This window comes from Paraburkholderia phytofirmans OLGA172 (assembly GCF_001634365.1).
GTDB lineage: Bacteria > Pseudomonadota > Gammaproteobacteria > Burkholderiales > Burkholderiaceae > Paraburkholderia.
Genome location: NZ_CP014578.1, coordinates 4,032,533 through 4,055,395, shown reverse-complemented (window position 1 = coordinate 4,055,395; position 22,863 = coordinate 4,032,533). Strand labels below are relative to the sequence as shown.

Below are 22,863 nucleotides of genomic sequence, written 5' to 3'. Positions count from 1 at the left end.
GAGGCGGGCGGCCATTCTGGCGGCCCCGTTCATAGGGCGATTCGGAGGCGTCGGTTACAATAGCGTCCTTTGCAGACGGTCGTTTCGACCGCTCCTCTGCGCTCCCATCCCTCGCAAAATACGCCCGCGCGGCACGACAGGCTTATGCACATCCACATCCTCGGTATCTGCGGCACGTTCATGGGCGGACTCGCGGTCCTTGCGCGCGGCGCGGGCCACACCGTGACGGGCTGCGACGCCGGCGTCTATCCGCCGATGAGCACGCAGCTCGAGGCGCAAGGCATCCGTCTGATCGAAGGTTATGGCGCCGAGCAGTTGAACGGCCTCAACGCCGATCTGTTCGTGATCGGCAATGTGGTCTCGCGCGGCAACCCGCTGATGGAAGCGATCCTCGATCGCGGCCTGCCCTACGTCTCCGGTCCGCAGTGGCTCGGCGAGCATGTGCTGAACGGCAAGTGGGTGCTGGCGGTGGCCGGCACGCACGGCAAGACCACCACCAGTTCGATGCTGACCTGGCTGCTCGAAGACGCGGGTCTCAATCCGGGCTTCCTGATCGGCGGTGTGCCGCTGAATTTCGGCGTCTCGGCGCGGCTGACCGATTCCAGCTTCTTTGTGATCGAAGCCGACGAGTACGACACGGCCTTCTTCGACAAGCGTTCCAAATTCGTGCACTACCGGCCGAAAACCGCGGTCCTGAACAATCTCGAGTTCGATCACGCCGATATTTTCCCTGATCTGGCGGCGATCGAAACGCAGTTCCATCACCTGATCCGCACGGTGCCGGGCATCGGCCGCATCGTCACGAACGGTCGTGAAGACGCGCTGGAGCGCGTGCTGACGCGCGGTTGCTGGAGCGAAGTCGAGCGCTTCGGCGTGCAAGGCGGCTGGGAAACCTTGCCGGCGGAAGATGGCGTGCCGGTCGACGAGCGTTTCGCCGTGTATCACAACAGTGAGCGCGTCGGGGTGGTCGACTGGCAGGTGCAGGGCGAGCACAACCGCATGAACGCGCTGGCCGCGATCGCCGCCGCGCGCCATGTCGGCGTGCCGCCGGCGCAGGCCGCGAAATCGCTGGCGAGCTTCCGGAATGTGAAGCGCCGCATGGAAGTGCGCGGCAGCGTTGACGGCGTGACCGTCTACGACGATTTCGCCCATCACCCCACGGCGATCGAGACCACGGTGGGCGGACTGCGCGCACGCGTCGGCCACGACAACACGCGAATCCTGGCCGTGCTGGAGCCGCGCTCGAACACCATGAAGCTCGGCGTGATGAAAGCGCAATTGCCGACCAGTCTGGCCGACGCCGACCTGGTGTTCGGCTACGGCGCGCCGGCCGGCCGCGACGCACTCGGCTGGGATCTAGGCGAAGCGCTCGCGCCGCTCGGCGGCAAAGCGCAGGCTTTCGACAATATCGAGGCACTGGTCAAGGCTGTGGTTCACGCAGCGCGCCCCGGCGACCAGGTTCTGGTGATGAGCAACGGCGGCTTCGGCGGCGTGCATCAGAAGCTGCTCGACGCACTTTCCGCACGAGGCGATTTGTGATCCTTTATCTGCACGGTTTCCGCTCGTCGCCCAATTCGTTCAAGGCGCGCGTGCTGGCGGCACGCCTTGCCGAACTCGGCCGCAGCGACGAATGGTGCTGCCCGATGCTGCCGGTCTCGCCGTTTGAGACCGTGGCGCTCGCCGAATCGCTGGTGGCGGCCGCGCAACCGGACAACGTGACGGTGATCGGCAGTTCGCTCGGCGGCTACTTCGCCACGTATCTTGCCGAGAAGCACGGCTGGCCGGCGGTGCTGCTGAACCCGGCGGTCGTGCCGCAGCGCGATCTGAGCGCCTATCTCGGCGAACAGCCGTTATGGCATGGCGGCGGCAGCATTACGGTCGAGCCCCATCATCTGGACGAGCTCCGCGCGCTCGGCGTCGCGTCGATTACGCGGCCTGAACGCTATTATTTGATGGCCGCCACCGGCGACGAAGTGCTCGATTACCGCGAAATGCTTGCGCACTATCCGGGCGCGCGCACTACGCTGATCGAAGGGAGTGACCACGCGATCAGCGAATTCGCACAATACGTCGACGAAGTGCTGGCTTTTTGCGATGCCGAAGACGTCGAGCCGCCGGCGCCGCGCGAAGCGGCCTGAAGACCCCGACCGACGATCCAGCGGCGAGACTGTTGCGGATCACCAGATTCATGCCGCTGGCGCGCGCGTATCGCGCTGCGGATCCACCACCACGAACACGTTGCCGTGCCGCGCACGCAGTGACCGATAGCTGAACCCAATCGGGCGCGCCGGCGGATGCAAGTCAGAACGAGAGTATTGAGTGAACGTTTTCTTCGAGGAATCGGGCAGTTTCAAGGCGGGCAGCGTGCTGTCGCGCCAGGGCGATGCTTTTCAGGTCGAGTTGCCGGGCGGCCGGCGCGCCAAGGTGCGCGCGAAAGATGTACTGATCGAATTCGAAAAGCCGACCGCCGGCGAGTTGATGCAGCAGGCCGACGCCGCCGCGCAGGACATCGATCTGGACTTCCTGTGGGAATGCGCGCCGGATGACGAGTTCCCGTTTGCCACGCTGGGCGCCGAGTACTTCGGCGAAACATTCGGCGCCATCGAGCGGGCGGCGCTGGTGCTGCGCATGCACGGCGCGCCGGTGTACTTCCGCCGCAAGGGCCGCGGCATGTACCAGCGCGCGCCGCAGGAGCAACTCAAGATGGCGCTCGCCGGGCTGGAGCGCAAGCGTCAGCAGGCGCTGGTGCAGGCCGGTTACGAAGATGAGCTGAAGGCAGGCCGTCTGCCGGAAGGCTTCAGCGGCAGCAAGGCACTGGCTTTGCTGACCAAGCCGGACAAGAACACGATCGAATACAAGGCGCTCGAAGGCGCGGCAGCGGCGCGCGGCATTTCGCAGGCGCGGCTGATGCTCGAATGCGGCGGTATTCCGTCGGCCCGCGCGTTGCACGAAGCGAAATTCCTTTCCGAGTTTTTCCCGCACGGCACTGGTTTTCCACCGGTGACGGTCGGCGCGTTGCCGGAAGATCTGCCGGAAGCCGATGTCGAGGCGTTCTCGATCGACGACATCACCACCACTGAGATCGACGATGCGTTCTCCGTCGAGCATCTGGCCGATGGCCGCGTGCGGATCGGCGTGCACATCGCCGCGCCGGCACTCGGCATTGCGCGTGGCGACGATGTCGATGCGATCGCGCGCACGCGGTTGTCGACCGTCTATATGCCGGGCGACAAGATCACGATGCTGCCCGATAGCGTCGTCGAAGCGTTTACGCTGGCTGAAGGCGGCTTGCGGCCGGCATTGTCGCTGTACGTGATCATCAATCGCGAAACGCAGGAAATCGTGGCGAGCGAAACGCGCGCCGAGCGCGTGTTCGTGAAGAACAATTTGCGCCACAACACGTTGGACGAACTGGTCACCGAAGAGGCGCTTGCCGCCGGCACGGGCGACTATCCGCACAAGGAAGACATCGCCGTGCTGTGGCCGTTCGCGCAGGCGCTGTTTGAAAAGCGTCAGACCGCGCGCGCCGGTTACGGCCTGCGGCGCGAAGTGCAGCGCAACACCGATTTCAATTTCTATGTCGAGGGCGAGCACATCACGATCACGCCGCGTCGGCGCGGGTCGCCGCTCGACACGATCGTCGCGGAGCTCGCGATTCTCGCCAACTCGTCATGGGGCGCGTTCCTGCACGACCATGGCGTGCCGGGCATCTATCGTTCGCAACGCGCGTTCGGCGCGCCGACCGGCCCGAAGCGCACCCGCATGCAGACCAACGCCGCGCCGCATGAAGGCTTGGGCGTCACGCAATACGCGTGGAGCACATCGCCGCTGCGCCGCTATGTCGACCTGGTGAATCAGTGGCAGTTGCTCGCTTGCGTCCAGCATGGCGTGACCGCGAAACTGGCTGCGCCGTTCAAGCCGAAGGACGCCGATCTGTTCGCCGTCGTGCAAGGTTTCGACGACACCTACACCGCGTATGCCGATCACCAGCGCCGCATGGAGTACTTCTGGTGTCTGCGCTGGCTGAAGCAGGAGAACAGGAAGCAGGTGGTGGCGTCGGTGGTGAAGGGCGATCTCGTGCGTCTCGAAGAGATTCCGCTGCTGTTGCACGTGCCGGGTCTCGGCGTGCACGCACGTGGCACCCGCTTGCAAATGGAAGTGATGTCGATCGACGAACTGACCGTCGAAGCGTCCGTGCGCCTGTTGCACGTGCTCGACGCACCGGCCGTGGCGAGCGGCGGCGAGCCTGAAGAAGCCGACGAGGGCGAAGAGGAAATCATCGACGTGGCGGATGAAAGCGCCGAAGGCGAAGCCGAGGCCCAGGCGGAAGCCGATCTCGACGGCGGCGCGGCTGAACCGGGCGACGCAGAAAATGGCGCCGGCGACGCGGCACCCGATCAGCAGCATGTCGCGGAGCCAGGACGATGAGCGCCAACGAATCACGCGACCGCTACGCGGTCATCGGCAATCCGGTCGGCCATAGCAAATCGCCGTTCATTCATGGCCGCTTTGCTGCGCAGACCGGCGAGCCGATCGCGTACGGCCACCTGTTGGCACCGGTCGATGCCTTTGTGCCGCACGTGCGGGCTTTTATCGAAGCGGGCGGACGCGGCATGAACGTCACCGTACCGTTCAAGCTTGACGCGCACGCTTTTGCCGACGTGCTGTCGCCGCGCGCGGCGGCTGCGGGCGCGGTAAACACACTGCGGTTCGACGCGAGCGGTGTCTACGGCGACAACACGGACGGCTTTGGTCTGGTGCGCGATATCGAAGTGAATCTCGGCGTTTCGTTGAAGGGGGCGCGGATTTTGCTGCTCGGTGCTGGCGGTGCCGCGCGCGGCGTCGTGCTGCCGATGCTGGACCGCGCGCCACATACGCTGACCATCGTCAACCGAACGGCGGCGAAGGCCGAGGCGCTCGTCGACCAGTTCGCGCAAGCCGCGCGCGACGCCGCTTGCCGTCTGACCGGCGGCAGCGCGCGAGCGATCGAAGCAGGCACGTACGACGTGATCGTCAATGCGACGGCGGGCAGTCTGGATGCTTCGTTGCCCGAGTGCGACGACCGCGCGTTCGGCAGCGGCACACTCGCTTACGACATGATGTACGGCGCGCATCCGACGGTGTTCATGGAACACGCACAGAAGCTGGGTGCGCGCGGCGCCGATGGTCTCGGCATGTTGGTCGAGCAGGCGGCCGAATCGTTTTACGTGTGGCGAGGCGTGCGGCCCGACGGCGCGCCGGTGCTGGCGGAGTTGCGAGCGTTGTTGACGGCGCCGTCGCACGCCTAGACTGCTTTCTGCTTTCCGGAACTCACCGATTCACCGACTCACCGACTCACCGACTTGAGGACTCCAGGCACGATGACAGCAACGCGGCGCGCGAGCCGGCCAGGTCCGGGGCGATGGGTGTTCTATCTGGGCGCTGTGGTGGCGATTGCGTGGCTTGCGACGCAGGCGTTTTACTTCGCGCAGATCGCGGTGTGGAATTACGTGAATCCTCAGTCGACGGCATTTATGCGGTCGGATGCGTGGCGGTTGGCGCAGGATCGGCCTGATCTTTCGGTGCAGCATACGTGGGTGCCGTATGAGCAGATTTCACACAATCTGAAGCGCGCGATTATCGCTTCCGAAGACGCGAACTTCGTCAATAACAATGGCTACGAGACGGATGCCATTTTGCAGGCGTGGGAGCGGAATAAGGCCAAGGGCAAGATTGTTCGCGGCGGTTCGACGATTACCCAGCAGTTGGCGCGGAATCTGTTTTTATCGCGGGAGAAGAGTTATATCCGGAAGGGTCAGGAATTGATCATTACGTGGATGCTCGAGACTTTGATGGATAAGCAGCGGATCTTTGAGATTTATCTCAACTCCGTTGAGTGGGGGAATGGGGTTTATGGCGCTGAGGCGGCCGCGCATTATTACTACAAGACTTCTGCGGCTAAATTGACTGCGGGGCAGTCGGCCCGGCTGGCTGTGATGCTGCCGCAGCCCAAGTATTTTGATGAGCACAGGGGATCGGGGTATCTGGCTCAACGGTCGCGCGTGATTGCACGGCGGATGGGGGCGGCGGAATTGCCCGAATAAGGTTCTTTTTGCCTACGGCGTTGGGGTTTGCCTGGGTTGGTTGCCTGCTCGGCGCTTGTTTGTCTGTTTGCCTGCGGTATTGGCTCTTCCTTGATCTGGCTTTGGTGCCTTTCCTTGATCTGGCTTTTGTGCCTTTCCTTGATTTGTTAGTGGTTTATTAGCGTTCGCCCCTGTGCGGGGCAGGCACTTACTTTCTTTGCCGCCGCAAAGAAAGTAAGCAAAGAAAGCGGCTCAAACCGCTAATGCTAAGCGGGCGCCGTGGTTTGCAAAGGGTCGTGGTGCATCTGGAATCGGTGTTCGCGCACCCTCAAGCGTCAGTGACAAGGGCGTCATACTTCCGGCGGCGCTGCGCGCGCCGAAGAGTACTTCACAAAACCGATCACTACGTTTCCGCACTTGCATAAACAAGGCAAAGACCAGCGGCCATAGGCAAACAAACAAAAACCACCCCATGGGCAATCAAACCCAGCCCTTGGCAGGGCCAAATCCCATTATATGAATCAAGCATTCACATATTGGAGCTTTCCCAAAAGCCGCCCTACAATCGAATCCAACACGCACCGTGAGCCAGAAAAACTGCCCGCGACCAGCGAAAGCAAGTAAAAAACCGGAGACAAGCCAAACCATGCCCAAGCCTCAAAGGCAGCACCCGCATGCCCGCGCCACCGGCAACACGCCCTGCGCCGCAAGCAAAGGAAGCCTCCTCTCCGGCCCCGCGCTGTAAGCGCAAAAAACCACCGAAAAGCCAATCGCCATGAACAAAGCGATGCCTACTCACGCCGCCGGCGCGTCCGAAACCGATCTGGCGCCGTCAGCCGATCACGCGACCCGCGCAGCGCCGCAACCGGCCGCGAACGCCGTCAATAGCGCGAACGCCGCCAAAACCCCGCGCGCCAGCGCGCAACTGCCCGTGACCGACGAAATCGCGCTGCCAAGCACGCTGCTAGACATCACGCCGCAACAAGCCGGCACGCAAACGCTCCTGCGCGGCCTGGCAATTCTGGAAGCCGCCGCCGCCGGCGTGCGCGATCTGCGCACCTTCGGCGCCGCGCTCGGCACGACCCGTAGCACCACGCACCGGCTAGTGAGCAGCCTCGTGCAGGCGCGCTATTTGCGGCAAGTGCAAGGCGGCTATCTGCTCGGCCCGAAGCTGATCGAACTCGGCACCATCGCGCTCGAGCAGATGCCGCTCACCGCCGTCGCGCGCCCGCATCTCGAATCGCTCGCTGAACAGACACTCGATACGATCCACCTCGGCGTGCGCGACGGCGATGACGTGCTGTACATCGACAAGATCCCCGGCACCCGTGGCCTCGAAATGCGCTCGCGCGTCGGTCACCGGATGCCGCTGGCGTCGACGGGTATCGGCAAAGCCATGATGCTCGACCTCGTGCCGGACGCGTGGCAATCGCTTTTCGAGGCATCGCGGCGCGCGCTCGCCAGCGTCAGTTTCAAGCCGGATAACCGCCCCAACGCGCAGACCTTCATGCAGCGCATGACCAACTACGCCGCCGGCGGCTACACCTTCGACCTCGAAGAAAACGAAGCGTCGATCCGTTGCGTCGCGGCGCCGGTGCGCGATGCGTCAGGCGCAGTGGTGGCGGCGCTGTCGGTGGCGAGCACGATTCCGTATATGCCGCTCGAACGCATGGATGAACTGATTCCGGTCGTGCAGCGCGAAGCACGTGCGATCTCGGAAGAACTCGGCTGGCGTGCCCCGCAACCGGCAACCCGCAGGATCAAGCGATGAAGCAAGCGGGTTCTCGCACGCGAGCGGTCAATCCAGTGAACCCTGCCGCGGCCGCCGACGCCGGCATCCAGCACGCAGCGCTCATTGCGCTCGACTGGGGTACGACGTCGCTGCGCGCATATCTGTACGACGCGGCCGGCGAAGTGCTGGCGACGCGGGCGTCGACGGCCGGCATCATGAATTTGCCGAGTAGCGACGTCGAGCAAGGCGGCTTCGACGCCGCTTTCGACGACGCGTGCGGCGCCTGGCTGAAACAGGCGCCCGCTGTGCCGGTGATCGCGGCCGGCATGGTCGGCAGCGCGCAAGGCTGGGTCGACGCACCGTATGTCGAGGCACCGGCGAATGCCAATGCGCTGGTGGCCGGCATCGTGCGCGTCAAAGCTGCCTGCGGCGCGACGCTGCACATCGTGCCAGGCGTCCTGCAGCGCGGCGACCTGCCGAATGTGATGCGCGGCGAAGAAACACAGATCTTCGGTGCACTCGGTCAGGAGACCGGCGCCGTGGAGGGCGGCAAGCGTGCGCTGATCGGTTTGCCGGGTACCCACGCGAAATGGGCCGTCGTGCAGGCGGGCCGCATCGAACGTTTCCATACTTTCATGACCGGTGAAGTGTTCGCGGCATTGCGCGAGCACACCATCCTCGGCCGCACGATGGTCACGCCGGATCGTCCGGACACCGATGCATTCCTGCGCGGCGTGAAGATCGCCCGCGACAAAGGTCAGGCGGGAATGCTGGCCACGGTATTCAGCGCTCGCACGCTTGGGCTCACCGGACAACTTTCGCGCGAACAGCAGCCGGACTATCTGTCGGGCTTGCTGATCGGGCACGAACTGGGCGGTCTCGAAGCCTTGCTCACGCAACAGCAAAACTCGCTCGCCGGGCAGCACTTGCGCCTGATCGGCAATGAAGCGCTGTGCGAGCGCTATCGCGTGGCGCTTGCGCAATTTGGCTGCACTCACGCGGAGCTGGTGAAGCACGCCACCGAGCGCGGCCTGTGGCGCGTCGCCACCCAGGCGGGGCTTGTCAATCCCGCGCCCCAAGCGGTGCACGCCGGCTAACGCGAAGCGCCGCCGCTCACGAAACAAGGAACCGACATGCAACCTCACATCAATCTGGCCGCCCCGTACATGCCGCACGCGGGTCTGATCGCGGCGTTCGAGGTCTGTCCACTGATCGCGATCATGCGCGGTGTGACACCCGCGGATGCCGCCGAGCACGGTCTGGCGCTGTACGAGGCCGGTTTTCGCATCGTCGAAGTGCCGTTGAATTCGCCGCAGCCGTTCGACAGCATCGCGGCGATCCGCAAGGTGTTGCCGGCCGATGCGATCGTCGGTGCGGGCACGGTGCTGCATGCGAGCTTTGTCGACGACGTGAAGTCGGCGGGTGGCGAATTGATCGTGATGCCGCATAGCGACCCGGAGGTCGTCGGCGCCGCGAAAGTGCAAGGCATGGCCTGCGCACCGGGCGTGGCGACGCCGAACGAAGCCTTCATCGCGCTGAAAAACGGCGCGGATGTGCTGAAGATGTTCCCTGCGGAACAACTCGGCTGCCAGGTTGTGAAGGCGTGGCGCGCGGTGATCGCGGCGGAAGTGCCGCTGGTGCCGGTCGGTGGGATCACGCCGGACAACATGGGACCGTTTCTGAGTGCCGGCGCGAACGGTTTCGGCCTCGGCTCGGCGCTGTACAAGCCGGGGCAGAGCGTGGCGGCGACGGCCTCGCATGCGAAGGCGTTCATCAACGGGTTGCGCATCGCCCGAGCAGGCGCGAAGAAATGAAACGGCTCGCCGGCAAAGTCGCGTTGATCACCGGTGCCGGGCGCGGCATCGGTGCGGCGATCGCGTTCGCCTTTGCGCGCGAGGGCGCGGCGGTCGTACTCGCGGAGCTGGATATCGAAACGGCCGAGCGCACCGCGCGCGAAATTCGGGCCGCGCTCGGTGCCAGTGCAGATGAAGATGCAGATGCATCTGCAGATGCCGGTGCAGGTGCAGGTGCCGGTGCCGGTGCAGGTGCAGGTGCAGGTGCAGGTGCCAGTGCCAGTGCCAGTGCCAGTGCAGGTGCAGGTGCAGGTGCAGGTGCAGATGACGCGCGTGCACCGCACGGATCCAGCGGAGCAAAAGTGCTCGCGGTGCAAACCGATGTGACGCAGTCAGCTTCGGTTCAGCACGCGGTGAGCGAGGCGGAACACGCGTTTGGCGCGCTCGATGTGCTGGTCAACAACGCCGGCATCAACGTGTTCTGCGACCCGCTGACGATGACCGACGACGACTGGCGCCGTTGCTTCGCGGTCGATCTCGACGGCGTATGGAACGGGTGTCGCGCGGTGTTGCCGGGCATGATCGAACGCGGGGCGGGCAGCATTGTGAATATCGCGTCGACGCATGCATTCAAGATCATCCCGGGATGTTTTCCATACCCGGTGGCGAAGCACGGCGTGCTCGGATTGACGCGTGCGCTCGGCATCGAATACGCGCCGCGCAACGTGCGGGTCAACGCGATCGCGCCAGGATACATCGAAACGCAATTGACGCACGACTGGTGGAACGAACAAGCCGATCCGGCCGCAGCGAAACAGGCGACGCTCGATCTGCAACCGATGAAGCGCATCGGCCGCCCGGAAGAAGTGGCGATGACGGCGGTGTTTCTCGCCTCGGATGAAGCACCGTTCATCAACGCCACCTGCATCACCGTGGATGGCGGCCGCTCGGCGCTGTATCACGACTGAACGTAATGTCGGCCAGCGGATCGGGTCCGTAACGCAAGGCGCTACGGCAAGGAATTAGCTGCGGCGTCCAGCTACGGTTGAGCAGCACGCAACAGGAAGCAGGACCGGCAGCAAGAACGAGTAATAACTGGTAGCCAGGTTTCGCCGGACGACGCGCTGGCCGCGTGTGTCACAACCGGTACAAGAAGACGCGGCCGACACCTTCTCGTATCAATTAGTCAGGAGACACGCATCATGAATCGAAGAATTTTCCTCACGCTGGCAGCAGCGGCGGGTGTGCTCTTCAACGCACCGGTGGCGCAAGCCGCGGATCCGGTCAAGATCGGCTTTCTCGTGAAGCAGCCGGAAGAGCCATGGTTCCAGGACGAATGGAAGTTCGCGGAAATCGCCGCCAAGGAGAAGGGCTTCACGCTGGTCAAGATCGGCGCGCCCTCGGGCGAGAAGGTGATGAGCGCCATCGACAACCTGTCGGCTCAGAAAGCGCAAGGGTTTGTGATCTGCACCCCTGACGTCAAGCTCGGACCGGGCATCGTCGCCAAAGCCAAGGCCGACGGCCTGAAGATGATGACGGTCGACGACCGCCTCGTCGACGGCGCGGGCAAGCCGATCGCATCGGTGCCGCATATGGGCATCTCGGCCTATAACATCGGCAAGCAAGTGGGCGACGGCCTGGCTGCGGAAATCAAGAAGCGCGGCTGGGACATGAAGGACGTCGGCGCGATCGACGTGACCTACAACCAGTTGCCCACCGCGGTTGACCGCACCACCGGTGCAACCGACGCGCTCGTCGCCGCCGGTTTCCCGAAGGCGAACATCGTCGCCGCGCCGCAAGCGAAGACGGACACGGAAAACGCCTTCAATGCCGCCAACATTGCGCTCACCAAGAACCCGAATTTCAAGCACTGGGTCGCTTACGGTCTGAACGACGAAGCCGTGCTCGGTGCGGTGCGCGCAGCGGAAGGCCGCGGCTTCAAGGCGGACAACATGATCGGTATTGGCATCGGTGGTTCGGACTCGGCATTGAACGAGTTCAAGAAGCCGTCGCCGACCGGCTTCTACGGCACGGTCATCATCAGCCCGAAGCGTCACGGCGAAGAAACCTCGACGCTGATGTACGACTGGATCACGCAAGGCAAGGAACCGCCGATGCTCACGCTGACGACCGGCATGCTGGCCACGCGCGACAACGTGGGTGAAGTGCGCGAGAAGATGGGCCTCGCATCGAAATAAGCCGCTGTTTTGCCGCGGTGCAGTGAAATGAACGGCCGGTGCGTCATTGTCCATGGAGTGGACGCACCGGCAGCAGCAATATCGGAGTAGCGCGCTAAAGCGCTAACTCCGGTCGACAACTTTGTATGGGACGGGAGTAAGCGCTAAAGCGCTAACTCCCGTCGACACGGGAGGCGAAGTGTCAGCGACGCTACGTTTTGACAATATCGGCAAAGTCTTTCCAGGCGTGCGCGCGCTCGACGGTGTGTCCTTCGACGTCAACGTCGGCCAGGTGCATGGCCTGATGGGCGAAAACGGCGCAGGGAAATCGACCCTGCTGAAGATTCTCGGCGGTGAATATCAGCCCGACTCCGGCCGCGTGATGATCGACGGCAACGAGGTGCGCTTTGCGAGCGCGGCGGCGTCGATCGCGGCGGGGATCGCGGTGATTCACCAGGAACTGCAATACGTGCCCGATCTGACGGTCGCGGAAAACCTGCTGCTCGGCCAGTTGCCGAATTCACTCGGCTGGGTCAACAAGCGCGAAGCCAAGCGCTTCGTGCGTGAACGCCTCGAAGCGATGGGCGTGGCGCTCGATCCCAACGCGAAGCTGCGCAAACTCTCGATCGCGCAACGGCAGATGGTCGAAATCTGCAAGGCGTTGCTGCGCAACGCGCGCGTGATCGCACTGGATGAACCGACCAGCTCGCTGTCGCATCGCGAGACCGAAGTGCTGTTCAAGCTGGTGCGCGATCTGCGTGCCGACAACCGCGCGATGATCTATATCTCGCACCGCATGGACGAGATTTACGAGTTGTGCGACGCCTGCACGATCTTCCGCGACGGCCGCAAGATCGCCTCGCATCCGACGCTCGGAGGCGTGTCGCGCGACACCATCGTGAGCGAGATGGTTGGACGTGAAATCGCCGATATCTACAACTATTCAGCGCGTCCGTTGGGCGACGTGCGCTTCGCGGCGAAAGCGATCGAAGGCCATGCGCTCGCTCAGCCGGCCAGCTTCGAAGTGCGCCGTGGCGAGATCGTCGGCTTCTTCGGTCTGGTGGGCGCAGGACGTAGCGAACTGATGCACCTCGTGTACGGCGCCGATCACAAGAAGGGCGGCGAAATCGTGCTCGATGGCAAGCCGATCAAGGTGCGCAGTGCGGGTGAGGCGATCAGGCACGGCATCGTGCTGTGCCCGGAAGACCGCAAGGAAGAAGGCATCGTCGCAATGGCGACCGTGTCGGAGAACATCAATATCAGTTGCCGCCGTCACTATCTGCGCGCGGGGATGTTCCTCGACCGCAAGAAGGAAGCGGAAACCGCCGACCGCTTTATCAAGCTGCTGAAGATCAAGACGCCGAGCCGCCGGCAGAAGATTCGCTTTCTGTCGGGCGGCAACCAGCAGAAGGCGATTCTGTCGCGCTGGCTGGCCGAGCCTGACCTGAAGGTGGTGATTCTCGACGAACCGACGCGCGGGATCGACGTCGGCGCGAAGCACGAGATCTATAACGTGATTTATCAGCTTGCCGAACGCGGCTGCGCGATCGTGATGATTTCGTCTGAATTGCCGGAAGTGCTCGGCGTGTCCGACCGGATCGTCGTGATGCGTCAGGGCAGGATTTCCGGCGAACTGTCACGCAAGGAAGCAACGGAACAAACGGTGTTGAGCCTCGCGTTGCCGCAAAGCTCGACCGCACTGCCGGGAGCCGGAACCGCAGCCACCGGGCAAGCGGCCTGAACATTATCTGGACGAAAGTCCGGCAACCCGTGGGGAACGGGAGGAGTCTTCAAAATGCAAGCCAGAGAAAACCTCGCGCAACAAGCCGCCAAAGGCGCGGCCGAAGCGCTGATCCCGCAGTCGAACGACAAGGCGAAATGGTGGCAGCAGATCACCGAGTACAGCCTGATTCTGATCTTCATCGTGATGTTCATCACGATGTCGCTGACGGTCGATCACTTCTTCTCGATCGAGAACATGCTCGGTCTCGCGCTGTCGATCTCGCAGATCGGCATGGTCGCGTGCACGATGATGTTCTGTCTGGCCTCGCGCGATTTCGATTTGTCGGTGGGTTCGACGGTCGCGTTCGCGGGGGTGCTGTGCGCGATGGTGTTGAACGCGACCGGTAACACGTTCATCGCGATCGTCGCCGCGGTGGCGGCAGGCGCCGTAATCGGATTCGTCAACGGCGCGGTGATCGCGTATCTGCGCATCAACGCGCTGATCACGACGCTCGCGACGATGGAAATCGTTCGCGGTCTCGGCTTTATCGTGTCGCACGGGCAGGCCGTGGGCGTGTCGTCGGATACGTTTATCGCGCTGGGCGGCTTGAGCTTCTTCGGCGTGTCGCTGCCGATCTGGGTCACGCTGCTGTGCTTCGTCGTGTTCGGCGTGATGCTCAATCAGACCGTGTACGGCCGCAATACGCTGGCAATCGGCGGTAATCCGGAAGCTTCGCGTCTTGCCGGTATCAATGTCGAACGCACGCGCGTTTATATCTTCCTGATTCAGGGCGCCGTCACTGCGCTGGCCGGTGTGATTCTGGCTTCGCGGATTACTTCGGGTCAGCCGAATGCGGCGGAAGGCTTCGAGCTGAACGTGATTTCGGCTTGCGTGTTGGGCGGCGTGTCGCTGCTCGGCGGCCGCGCGACGATCTCCGGTGTCGTGATCGGCGTGCTGATCATGGGTACGGTCGAGAACGTGATGAACCTGATGAACATCGACGCGTTCTATCAGTACCTCGTGCGTGGCGCGATTCTGCTCGCCGCTGTGCTGCTCGATCAGTTGAAGAACCGCGGATCGCGGGACTAATCCCGCGGCTCGATCCGCGACTTATTCACTTTGCTCTAGAAGGAATCGAACGATGTCGTCTCCGGCCAATGCAAACGACCGTCTCGCGGACAACGCGTTTGCCCGCTATCCGAGTCTTGTCGACCGAACCGTGCTCATTACGGGCGGCGCGACCGGTATCGGCGCATCGTTCGTCGAGCATTTCGCGGCGCAGGGTGCGCGCGTCGCGTTCTTCGATATCGATGCGACCGCGGGTGAAGCGCTTGCCGACGAACTCGGCGATTCGAAACACAAGCCGCTGTTTTTGCCGTGCGATCTGACCGACATCGACGCGCTGCAGAAAGCGATCGCCGACGTGAAGGCTGCGCTCGGCCCGATTGAGGTGCTGGTGAACAACGCGGCGAACGACAAGCGCCACACGATTGGTGAAGTGACGCGCGAGTTTTTCGACGCAGGCATCGCGGTGAATATCCGTCATCAGTTCTTCGCGGCGCAAGCGGTGATGGAAGACATGAAAGCGGCCAACAGCGGCTCGATCATCAACCTCGGCTCGATCAGCTGGATGCTGAAGAACGGCGGCTATCCGGTGTACGTGATGTCGAAATCGGCAGTGCAGGGTTTGACGCGTGGCCTCGCGCGCGACCTCGGTCACTTCAACATTCGCGTCAACACGCTGGTGCCGGGTTGGGTGATGACCGAAAAACAGAAGCGTTTGTGGCTCGACGACGCGGGCCGCCGCTCGATCAAGGAAGGCCAGTGCATCGACGCTGAACTGCTACCTGCCGATCTTGCCCGCATGGCGCTGTTCCTCGCCGCCGACGACAGCAGGATGATCACCGCGCAGGACATCGTTGTCGACGGAGGCTGGGCGTGAATACCCCCAGTACGTCGGCGGTTGCGCTCGGCGAGACAAGCGGCGGCGAGCTCGCGTGCATCACGCTTGCCAACGCGCATTTGCGCCTCGACGTCGCGCCGACGCTCGGCGGTGGCGTCACCCGTTTCGATTGGCGCAACGACGGCGCGCTCACGCCGATTTTCCGGCGCTGCCGCCACGTCGCGGCCGATACTCAGCCGAACCAGCTGGCCTGCTATCCGTTGCTGCCGTATTCGAACCGCATCGGCGGCGGTCATTTCAACGTGGCGGGGCGGCGTGTCGAGGTGCCGCAAAATCGCGCCGACGAACCCTTGCCGATTCATGGCGACGGTTGGCTCTCTGCCTGGCAGGTCGCGGAGGCGGACCGTGAGAATGTCCGTCTGACGCTCGATCGCCATGACGGCAAACCCTATGCGTTCCGCGCGACGCAAACCTATGCGCTGGACGGTCCCACGCTCGTCATCACGCTGGAAATCGAAAATGCCGGTCGTGAGGCGTTGCCTTTCGGGCTTGGCGTGCATCCCTTTTTCGTGCGTGACGCGGACACCGAACTGTCGGCGGCGGCCGGCGGCCTGTGGCTCTCAGGCGGCGACTGGCTGCCGGTGCGTCACGTGCCGGCACCGCCCGCGTGGCAATTCGGCGTGGCGTATCCGCTGCCGGAAGCCATCGTCAATCACGCATTCACGGGCTGGAGCGGGCAAGCGGCGGTGGTGTGGCCGAAGCGGCGCCTGTCGCTGAATATCGCCGCCGACACCGACTACTACGTGCTGTATACGCCGCCGGGCGAAGACTTCTTCTGCTTCGAGCCGGTCGATCATCCGATCAACGCGATGAATCTGGCGGGCGGCGCGTGCGAGAACGGCATGACGATGCTGAAACGCGGCGAGTGCCTCACGCGCATGTTCCGCTTCAGCGTCGAGCGTACCGGTTTGCGCTCGATGCCGGGTGCGCGTGGGTCGCGGCGGCAGTAGCCGGCGAGCCGGGCGGAGCGGCACGGCGCACCCGTCACGCCCCGGCCCAAGCCGGTATGACGCCTGGCCGCGGGCTGCGGCACAGGACGGGTAAAATACGCGCCTCTTCCGTTATCGGCTCGCCGCGAGCTCACCATGTCCAATTTCATCCAGACACTCAACGACGCCTGGCAGCGCACGAACTCGCTGCTGTGCGTCGGCCTCGATCCCGAGCCCAGCAAATTCCCGGGCGCGCTCGCGGGCCGTCCCGAAGCGATTTTCGACTTCTGCCGCACCATCGTCGATGCGACCGCGCCGTACGCGTCGTCGTTCAAGCCGCAGATCGCGTACTTCGCCGCTCATCGCGCGGAAGACCAACTCGAGCAGCTGATCGCGCATATCCATGCGAACCATCCGGGCTTGCCGGTGATTCTGGACGCGAAGCGCGGCGACATCGGCAGCACCGCCGAGCAGTACGCGCGCGAGGCGTTCGAGCGCTATCAGGCCGATGCGGTGACGGTGAATCCGTATATGGGTTTCGACTCGATCGAGCCGTACCTGGCGCACGCGGGCAAGGGCGTGATTGTGTTGTGCCGGACTTCGAACGCGGGCGGCTCGGATCTGCAGTTTCTGGAGACGGGCGGGCGTCCGCTGTATCAGGTCGTTGCACAACTGGCGGCGGACAAGTGGAACGCGAGCGGCCAATTGGGTCTCGTGGTCGGCGCGACCTTCCCGAAAGAGATCGAAGCGGTGCGTGGCATCGTCGGCGACATGCCGCTGCTGATTCCGGGTATCGGCGCGCAAGGCGGCGATGTTCAGGCGACGGTCAACTCTGGCCGTACGGCGAACGGCACGGGCATGCTGATCAACTCGTCGCGGGCGATTATTTACGCCGGCAAGGACGATGATTTCGCTGAAGCCGCAGCGAAAGCCGCGATGGAAACGCGTGACCGGATCAATGCATTCCGGTGATGGAGGGGGGCCGTTTTGAACGACGGCCTGTGAATCGGTTCCTGCTTTTGTTCCGGCTGGTCAAACGTTGCCTGAATCTTTGCCTCTGTCGAGGCCGGTCAGGCAAACGGTCCCAGCCGCTCAATCAACGCCGCATGCTGTGGATGTTGCGCCTTCAGCGCATGCATATCCGCCAGCTCGAATTCGCTGAATTCAAACCCCGGCGCCACCGTGCAGCCCACCAGCGCGAACGCAGCCGGGTCCGCGCATTCCGCGGCAAACCACAGACCTGCGGGCACCACCGCCTGAAACACGGCGTCCGAATGCGTCAGCGCATTGCCCAACTTGTGCGTAGTCAGCGAACCCGCTTCGTCGAGCACGTGGACGTTCAACGGCTCGCCGGCATAGAAATGCCAGACTTCGTCGGACTTGATCCGATGCCACGCCGAATGCGCGCCGTCGCAGAGCAGGTAGTAAATCGCAGTGGACGCCGAGCGCGTCTGCGTTGAACCGTCATCGCGGCGGACGGCCCCCGCCGACCGATACGTCTCGCTGAAAAATCCGCCTTCCGGATGCGGCTTCAGATCGAGGCGACGGATCAGCTCGTCTTTGGCTGAGTGTGGCGTAGACGTGTCGGGCATCATGGGCGGCACCTCAGGTTTTGAACCGCAGGTTAACCGAACGTTAATGTTCGCGCTCGTCGAGCAGGGCCAGCATGCCGCGCAACGCGTGTGCGGCGGCCTGCACACGGATCTTCTCGCGGTCGCCCTTGAAGACCTTGGTTTCTACCGACGTATGCAACCGATTGCTCCAGCCGAACGACACCATGCCGACCGGCTTGGTTTCAGTGCCCCCGCCCGGGCCGGCGATGCCGGTAATCGACAGTGACACCTGCGCGCGACTGTTGCGCAGTGCGCCCTCGGCCATCGCGCGCGCCACTTGCTCGCTAACGGCACCGTGCTTGTCGATCAGGTCGGCCGGCACGCCGATCATTTCGGACTTCGCCTGATTCGAATACGTGACGAAGCCGCGTTCGAACCAGCCGCTGCTGCCGGAAATATCGGTGATCGCGGTCGCTACCATGCCGCCTGTGCAGGATTCGGCGGTGACGAGCATCAGGCGCTCGTCGCGCAGACGGTTGCTCACGCGAATTGCGAGCTGGTGAACCACGGAATCGGTAGGCATGACGTCAATCCGGAAAACGAGGAACTGCTGCGGAGGCGGCCGGCTGCTGGCAGCGGTTGGCCCGCACCGGCGAACCGGCGACGGCTAAACCGACATGCGCCAGAGCGCAATCACGAGCAGTGTGAAAAACGCGGCGACCAGGTCATCGAACATGATGCCAAAGCCACCTTTCAGTCGGCGGTCGAAATAGCCGATCGGCGGCGGTTTTACCATGTCGAAGAAGCGGAACACGATGAACGCGGCAAACTGCCCGGTCAGCGTGACCGGCGTGACCATCAGCAGCACCAGCCAGAACGCGATGATTTCGTCCCAGACGACCGGCGACGGATCGTCGATGCCCAGTTTCTTCGCGGTAAAGCCGCAAATCGCGATGCCGCCGAAAAAGCCGGCGACGATCAGCACGCCCCACTCGACCACGGTCAGATAGCGGCTCAGGACGGCAAACGATGCCCATGCGAACAGCGTGCCGATCGTGCCCGGCGCAACCGGCGACAGGCCGCTGCCAAAACCCAGCGACAGAATATGCAGCGGGTGCGACAGCATGAAGCGCGCGGTGGCGCGGCGCGGCTGCGGACGCGGCGCGCGCGGGCCGGACGCGTTGGGCTGCGGATGGCCGATGAGGTCGTCGGCGGGGACCAGCGGGGGATCAGTCGGCATGGAAATGATCGAAGCCTTGCAACGTCAGAGTAAGGGGCGCGCCGGCGGCATTCTGCCAACCGATCGCCGGGCGGTCAGCCGCCGATTGAAGAGCGCTTATTGTACCGATGCGGGTGACCGGTATCGCGACCTCGCGGCCGGCTGCTTCGACCTTGGCGCGCGCCGCAGCTGGCGCGGTGAAGCACAACTCGTAGTCGTCGCCGCCGGTTAGCGTGCAACGTTGCTGGATCTCGGGTGGGAGGCGGCATAGCGCGGCTGAACGCGGTACGGCGTCGACGTCGACACTGGCGTGCACTTTCGAACGTTCCAGGATGTGCAGCAGGTCGCCGGCGAGCCCATCCGACAGATCGAGCGCTGCATGCGCGATGCCCCGCAACGCGAGACCAAGGGAGACGCGCGGTTCTGGACGTTCGAGGGCGCGACTAAATGTCGCAGTGTCGCTCGCATCGGCGGACCACTCGCCGCGCTGCACGCCTAGCCCTGCACGTGCGTCGCCGAGCGTGCCGGAAATCCAGATGTCATCGCCCGGTTGCGCGGCGTCGCGGCGCAGCGCAACTTGCGGCTGCACGCTGCCGAATACGGTGATGCACAGATTCAACGGCCCTCCGGTCGTGTCGCCGCCGATCAGATCGCAGCCGTAGCGCTCAGCCAGCGCGAAGAGGCCGTCGCTGAAGGCGGCGAGCCATGCCTCGTCGGCCTTCGGCAAGGAGAACGCCAGGGTGAACGCCTGCGGCCGCGCGCCCATCGCAGCCAGGTCCGACAGGTTCACCGCCAGCGCCTTGTGACCGAGTGCCTCGGGATCGATATCAGGAAAGAAGTGACGGCCTTCCACCAGCATGTCCGTCGATATCGCCAGCATTTCTCCGGGGCGCGGCGCGAGCAGGGCGCAGTCGTCGCCGATGCCAAGCTCGCCTTCAGCCGCAGGGGATGACGCAGCGGCTGCGCGGCGGGCGAAGAAGCGATCGATCAGCGAAAACTCGGAGAGCATGGTGGCAATGGGTGAACGGATAAGTGCAACGAAAAGCCGCTAACGGCGGGCATTGTACGGGGATGTTCGCGGGTAAACGCTCTATTCGCACTCAACCCCGATTCAACGAGTAGTTGGCCTGGAGCGTGCCACATCTGCCTTTCGCTATGTTTCAGTCGCGGCAGTTGTACCCGTATTGAAGGAATTGCGCCGGCAATTGGGGCTACAATGCCGTCGAACATCTATTCTAATCCGCCCTTCGAAGCCCGCCTTATGTCGACTCCCGTCAATAGCAAACTCCGCGAAGCCGCCCTCGATTATCACGAGTTCCCGACCCCCGGGAAGATCGCGATCGCCCCCACCAAGCAGATGATCAACCAGCGCGACCTCGCGCTGGCATACTCGCCGGGCGTCGCGTTCGCGTGTGAGGAAATCGTCGAAAACCCGCTGAACGCCGCCCGTTTCACCGCGCGCAGCAACCTGGTCGGCGTCGTCACGAACGGCACCGCGGTGCTGGGTCTCGGCAACATCGGGCCACTCGCCTCGAAGCCGGTCATGGAAGGCAAGGCCGTCCTGTTCAAGAAGTTCGCCGGCATCGACGTGTTCGATATCGAGCTGAACGAGTCCGATCCGCACAAGCTGGTCGAGGTGATCGCCGCGTTGGAGCCGACCTTCGGCGGTATCAACCTCGAAGACATCAAGGCGCCGGACTGCTTCATCGTCGAACGCGAATGCCGCAAGCGCATGAAGATTCCGGTTTTCCACGACGACCAGCATGGCACGGCCATCGTCGTCGCGGCGGCCATCACCAACGGTTTGAAGGTGGTCGGCAAGGACATCAAGAAGGTCAAGCTGGTGGCGTCCGGCGCGGGTGCGGCAGCGCTGGCGTGTCTGGATCTGCTGGTCGACATCGGCCTGCCGCTCGAAAACATCACCGTCACCGACCTGGCCGGCGTGGTCTACAAGGGCCGCGTCGAACTGATGGACCCGGACAAGGAACGCTTCGCACGCGAAACCGACGCTCGCTCGCTCGCTGAGGCGATCGGCGGCGCGGACATTTTCCTTGGCCTGTCGGCCGGCGGCGTGCTGAAGCAGGACATGGTCAAGCAGATGGCTGACAAGCCGCTGATCCTGGCGCTGGCTAACCCGACTCCGGAAATCCTGCCGGAACTGGCGCTCGAAGTGCGTCCTGACGCCATACTCTGCACGGGCCGCACGGACTACCCGAACCAGGTGAACAACGTGCTGGTGTTCCCGTTCCTGTTCCGCGGCGCGCTGGATGCGGGCGCGACGACGGTGACGCGTGAAATGGAAATCGCCGCGGTCAATGCGATCGCCGAACTGGCCCGCCAGGAACAGAGCGATATCGTCGCGACCGCGTACGGCATCCAGGATCTCTCGTTTGGTCCGGCCTACCTGATTCCGAAGCCGTTCGACCCGCGACTGATCGTCAAGGTCGCGCCGGCAGTGGCGAAGGCCGCGATGGATTCGGGCGTTGCCGAGCGTCCGATCGAGGACATGGAAGCGTACGAACAGCATCTGCAGCAGTTCGTGTATCACAGCGGCACGACCATGAAGCCGATTTTCCAGCTGGCGCGTGGCGTCGAGCCGGAGAAGAAGCGCATTGTGTTCGCGGAAGGCGAAGAAGAGCGCGTGCTGCGCGCCATGCAGATCATCGTCGACGAAAAGCTCGCAAAGCCGATCCTGATCGGCCGTCCGGCGGTGATCGAACAGCGCATCGCGCGTTATGGCCTGCGTCTGGTCGCAGGGCAGGACTACACGGTCGTCAATACTGACCACGACGAGCGTTACCGCGCTTTCTGGCAGGAATATCACAAAATGATGTCCCGCAAGGGCATCACCGCGCAGATGGCGAAGCTCGAAATGCGCCGCCGCACCACGCTGATCGGCGCGATGATGGTGGAAAAGGGCGAGGCGGACGGCATGATCTGCGGCACGGTGTCCACCACGCATCGCCACCTGCACTTCATCGATCAGGTGATCGGCAAGAAGGAAGGCGCGAAGGTCTATGCGGCGATGAACGCGCTGGTGTTGCCGAATCGCCAGATTTTCCTGGTCGACACGCACGTGAATGTCGATCCGACGCCGGAACAGCTCGCTGAGATTACGATCATGGCAGCCGACGAAGTGCGCCGCTTCGGTATCGAACCAAAGGTCGCCCTGCTGTCGCATTCGAACTTCGGCTCGAGCAATGCGCCGACCGCGCAGAAAATGCGCGACACGCTGGCGATCCTGCGCGAGCGCGCGCCGGAGCTGCAAGTGGACGGCGAAATGCACGGCGACCTCGCGCTCGACGCGAATCTGCGCCGCGAGGTGCTGCCCGACTCGACACTCGAAGGCGACGCGAACCTGCTGGTGCTGCCGAACATCGACTCCGCCAACATTTCGTACAACCTGCTGAAGACCGCCGCGGGCAACAACATCGCGATTGGTCCGATGCTGCTCGGCGCGGCCAAACCGGTGCATGTGCTGACGGCTTCGGCCACGGTTCGCCGCATCGTCAACATGACGGCGCTGCTGGTGGCAGACGTGATCGCCGCCCGCTGATCCTTGATCCGGGACTGAAGCGTGGCGTCGTGACTAAAGCGCCATGTAAAAAAAAGGCGTGCCCGCAACGGGCACGCCTGCGGGTGAACAGGGGATAGCCACCCTAAAAAAGGCTGAATGAGACCATTCCGCCTTCGAGAGACCGCCGGAACCGCA

Annotated in this window: 20 protein-coding genes; 16 read left to right on the top strand and 4 right to left on the bottom strand. The window is 63.6% G+C overall.

Going from position 1 to position 22,863, the window contains the following annotated elements:
• Nucleotides 1–144 precede the first annotated feature (144 nt).
• The 15 genes from mpl (at nt 145) to pyrF (ending at nt 17,351) form a co-directional block, all read left to right on the top strand.
• Nucleotides 145–1,539 (top strand): UDP-N-acetylmuramate:L-alanyl-gamma-D-glutamyl-meso-diaminopimelate ligase, encoded by a 1,395-nt coding sequence (gene mpl / locus AYM40_RS17810; RefSeq protein WP_063497369.1) that lies wholly within the window; start codon nt 145–147, stop codon nt 1,537–1,539.
• Entirely contained in the window at nt 1,536–2,138 is a 603-nt protein-coding gene (locus AYM40_RS17805; RefSeq protein ID WP_063497368.1) for a YqiA/YcfP family alpha/beta fold hydrolase, read from the top strand. The genes mpl and AYM40_RS17805 overlap by 4 nt, the downstream gene beginning before the upstream one ends.
• Before the next feature lie 181 nt (nt 2,139–2,319).
• Complete coding sequence (locus AYM40_RS17800) at nt 2,320–4,428, top strand: ribonuclease catalytic domain-containing protein (protein ID WP_063497367.1); 2,109 nt, start codon at nt 2,320–2,322, stop codon at nt 4,426–4,428.
• Nucleotides 4,425–5,288, top strand: coding sequence for a shikimate dehydrogenase (gene aroE, locus AYM40_RS17795; RefSeq protein WP_063497366.1), 864 nt, complete (start codon nt 4,425–4,427; stop codon nt 5,286–5,288). The genes AYM40_RS17800 and aroE overlap by 4 nt, the downstream gene beginning before the upstream one ends.
• Nucleotides 5,289–5,360: 72 nt before the next feature.
• Entirely contained in the window at nt 5,361–6,083 is a 723-nt protein-coding gene (gene mtgA, locus AYM40_RS17790; protein WP_063497365.1) for a monofunctional biosynthetic peptidoglycan transglycosylase, read from the top strand.
• Between the two features lie 754 nt (nt 6,084–6,837).
• Nucleotides 6,838–7,833 carry an IclR family transcriptional regulator gene (locus tag AYM40_RS17785; protein ID WP_063497364.1) on the top strand — a complete coding sequence of 332 codons (996 nt, stop codon included), beginning with the start codon at nt 6,838–6,840 and terminating at the stop codon, nt 7,831–7,833.
• The gene (locus AYM40_RS17780) at nt 7,830–8,891 is read left to right on the top strand and encodes a 2-dehydro-3-deoxygalactonokinase (protein ID WP_063497363.1); all 1,062 of its coding nucleotides are present in this window, start codon (nt 7,830–7,832) and stop codon (nt 8,889–8,891) included. Before AYM40_RS17785 ends, AYM40_RS17780 begins: the two co-directional genes overlap by 4 nt.
• Before the next feature lie 36 nt (nt 8,892–8,927).
• Nucleotides 8,928–9,608, top strand: coding sequence for a 2-dehydro-3-deoxy-6-phosphogalactonate aldolase (locus tag AYM40_RS17775; protein WP_063497362.1), 681 nt, complete (start codon nt 8,928–8,930; stop codon nt 9,606–9,608).
• Nucleotides 9,605–10,555, top strand: a complete 951-nt coding sequence (locus AYM40_RS17770) for an SDR family oxidoreductase (protein ID WP_082855123.1) — start codon at nt 9,605–9,607, stop codon at nt 10,553–10,555. The genes AYM40_RS17775 and AYM40_RS17770 overlap by 4 nt, the downstream gene beginning before the upstream one ends.
• A 234-nt stretch (nt 10,556–10,789) precedes the next feature.
• The gene (locus tag AYM40_RS17765) at nt 10,790–11,785 is read left to right on the top strand and encodes an arabinose ABC transporter substrate-binding protein (protein WP_063497361.1); all 996 of its coding nucleotides are present in this window, start codon (nt 10,790–10,792) and stop codon (nt 11,783–11,785) included.
• Nucleotides 11,786–11,963: 178 nt separating this feature from the next.
• On the top strand, nt 11,964–13,505 hold the full coding sequence (gene araG / locus AYM40_RS17760; RefSeq protein WP_063497360.1) for an L-arabinose ABC transporter ATP-binding protein AraG: 1,542 nt from the start codon (nt 11,964–11,966) through the stop codon (nt 13,503–13,505).
• Between the two features lie 54 nt (nt 13,506–13,559).
• Nucleotides 13,560–14,576, top strand: a complete 1,017-nt coding sequence (gene araH, locus AYM40_RS17755; protein WP_063497359.1) for an L-arabinose ABC transporter permease AraH — start codon at nt 13,560–13,562, stop codon at nt 14,574–14,576.
• Nucleotides 14,577–14,628: 52 nt separating this feature from the next.
• A complete protein-coding gene (locus tag AYM40_RS17750; RefSeq protein WP_063497358.1) occupies nt 14,629–15,429 on the top strand; it encodes an SDR family NAD(P)-dependent oxidoreductase in 801 nt (266 codons plus the stop codon).
• A complete protein-coding gene (locus tag AYM40_RS17745) occupies nt 15,426–16,400 on the top strand; it encodes an aldose 1-epimerase (RefSeq protein WP_063497357.1) in 975 nt (324 codons plus the stop codon). The genes AYM40_RS17750 and AYM40_RS17745 overlap by 4 nt, the downstream gene beginning before the upstream one ends.
• A gap of 135 nt (nt 16,401–16,535) precedes the next feature.
• Entirely contained in the window at nt 16,536–17,351 is an 816-nt protein-coding gene (pyrF, locus tag AYM40_RS17740) for an orotidine-5'-phosphate decarboxylase (RefSeq protein WP_063497356.1), read from the top strand.
• A 98-nt stretch (nt 17,352–17,449) separates the two neighbouring features.
• On the opposite strand, the gene AYM40_RS17735 is transcribed toward pyrF, so the two are convergent.
• The 4 genes from AYM40_RS17735 to thiL all read right to left on the bottom strand — a co-directional run bounded on the left by AYM40_RS17735 (nt 17,450) and on the right by thiL (nt 20,160).
• Complete coding sequence (locus tag AYM40_RS17735) at nt 17,450–17,971, bottom strand: cupin domain-containing protein (RefSeq protein WP_063498090.1); 522 nt, start codon at nt 17,969–17,971, stop codon at nt 17,450–17,452.
• 43 nt (nt 17,972–18,014) lie between these two features.
• Nucleotides 18,015–18,515: a CinA family protein gene (locus tag AYM40_RS17730; protein WP_063497355.1), complete on the bottom strand. Its 501-nt coding sequence runs from the start codon at nt 18,513–18,515 to the stop codon at nt 18,015–18,017.
• Nucleotides 18,516–18,599: 84 nt separating this feature from the next.
• A complete protein-coding gene (locus AYM40_RS17725) occupies nt 18,600–19,172 on the bottom strand; it encodes a phosphatidylglycerophosphatase A (RefSeq protein ID WP_082855122.1) in 573 nt (190 codons plus the stop codon).
• On the bottom strand, nt 19,162–20,160 hold the full coding sequence (thiL, locus tag AYM40_RS17720; protein WP_063497354.1) for a thiamine-phosphate kinase: 999 nt from the start codon (nt 20,158–20,160) through the stop codon (nt 19,162–19,164). Before thiL ends, AYM40_RS17725 begins: the two co-directional genes overlap by 11 nt.
• Before the next feature lie 207 nt (nt 20,161–20,367).
• Here thiL and AYM40_RS17715 point away from each other — a divergent pair, with 207 nt between their 5' ends.
• The gene (locus AYM40_RS17715) at nt 20,368–22,707 is read left to right on the top strand and encodes an NADP-dependent malic enzyme (RefSeq protein WP_063497353.1); all 2,340 of its coding nucleotides are present in this window, start codon (nt 20,368–20,370) and stop codon (nt 22,705–22,707) included.
• The last annotated feature ends 156 nt before the right edge of the window (nt 22,708–22,863 follow it).

Coding starts and splice junctions, on each gene's coding strand:
- AYM40_RS17765 (WP_063497361.1), top strand. CDS start 10,790: ATGAATCGAAGAATTTTCCTCACGCTGGCAGCAGCGGCGGGTGTGCTC.
- AYM40_RS17715 (WP_063497353.1), top strand. CDS start 20,368: ATGCCGTCGAACATCTATTCTAATCCGCCCTTCGAAGCCCGCCTTATG.
- araH (WP_063497359.1), top strand. CDS start 13,560: ATGCAAGCCAGAGAAAACCTCGCGCAACAAGCCGCCAAAGGCGCGGCC.
- AYM40_RS17735 (WP_063498090.1), bottom strand. CDS start 17,971: ATGCCCGACACGTCTACGCCACACTCAGCCAAAGACGAGCTGATCCGT.
- aroE (WP_063497366.1), top strand. CDS start 4,425: ATGAGCGCCAACGAATCACGCGACCGCTACGCGGTCATCGGCAATCCG.
- mtgA (WP_063497365.1), top strand. CDS start 5,361: ATGACAGCAACGCGGCGCGCGAGCCGGCCAGGTCCGGGGCGATGGGTG.
- AYM40_RS17780 (WP_063497363.1), top strand. CDS start 7,830: ATGAAGCAAGCGGGTTCTCGCACGCGAGCGGTCAATCCAGTGAACCCT.
- AYM40_RS17725 (WP_082855122.1), bottom strand. CDS start 19,172: ATGCCGACTGATCCCCCGCTGGTCCCCGCCGACGACCTCATCGGCCAT.
- AYM40_RS17785 (WP_063497364.1), top strand. CDS start 6,838: ATGAACAAAGCGATGCCTACTCACGCCGCCGGCGCGTCCGAAACCGAT.
- mpl (WP_063497369.1), top strand. CDS start 145: ATGCACATCCACATCCTCGGTATCTGCGGCACGTTCATGGGCGGACTC.
- AYM40_RS17730 (WP_063497355.1), bottom strand. CDS start 18,515: ATGCCTACCGATTCCGTGGTTCACCAGCTCGCAATTCGCGTGAGCAAC.
- AYM40_RS17775 (WP_063497362.1), top strand. CDS start 8,928: ATGCAACCTCACATCAATCTGGCCGCCCCGTACATGCCGCACGCGGGT.
- pyrF (WP_063497356.1), top strand. CDS start 16,536: ATGTCCAATTTCATCCAGACACTCAACGACGCCTGGCAGCGCACGAAC.
- thiL (WP_063497354.1), bottom strand. CDS start 20,160: ATGCTCTCCGAGTTTTCGCTGATCGATCGCTTCTTCGCCCGCCGCGCA.
- AYM40_RS17770 (WP_082855123.1), top strand. CDS start 9,605: ATGAAACGGCTCGCCGGCAAAGTCGCGTTGATCACCGGTGCCGGGCGC.
- AYM40_RS17750 (WP_063497358.1), top strand. CDS start 14,629: ATGTCGTCTCCGGCCAATGCAAACGACCGTCTCGCGGACAACGCGTTT.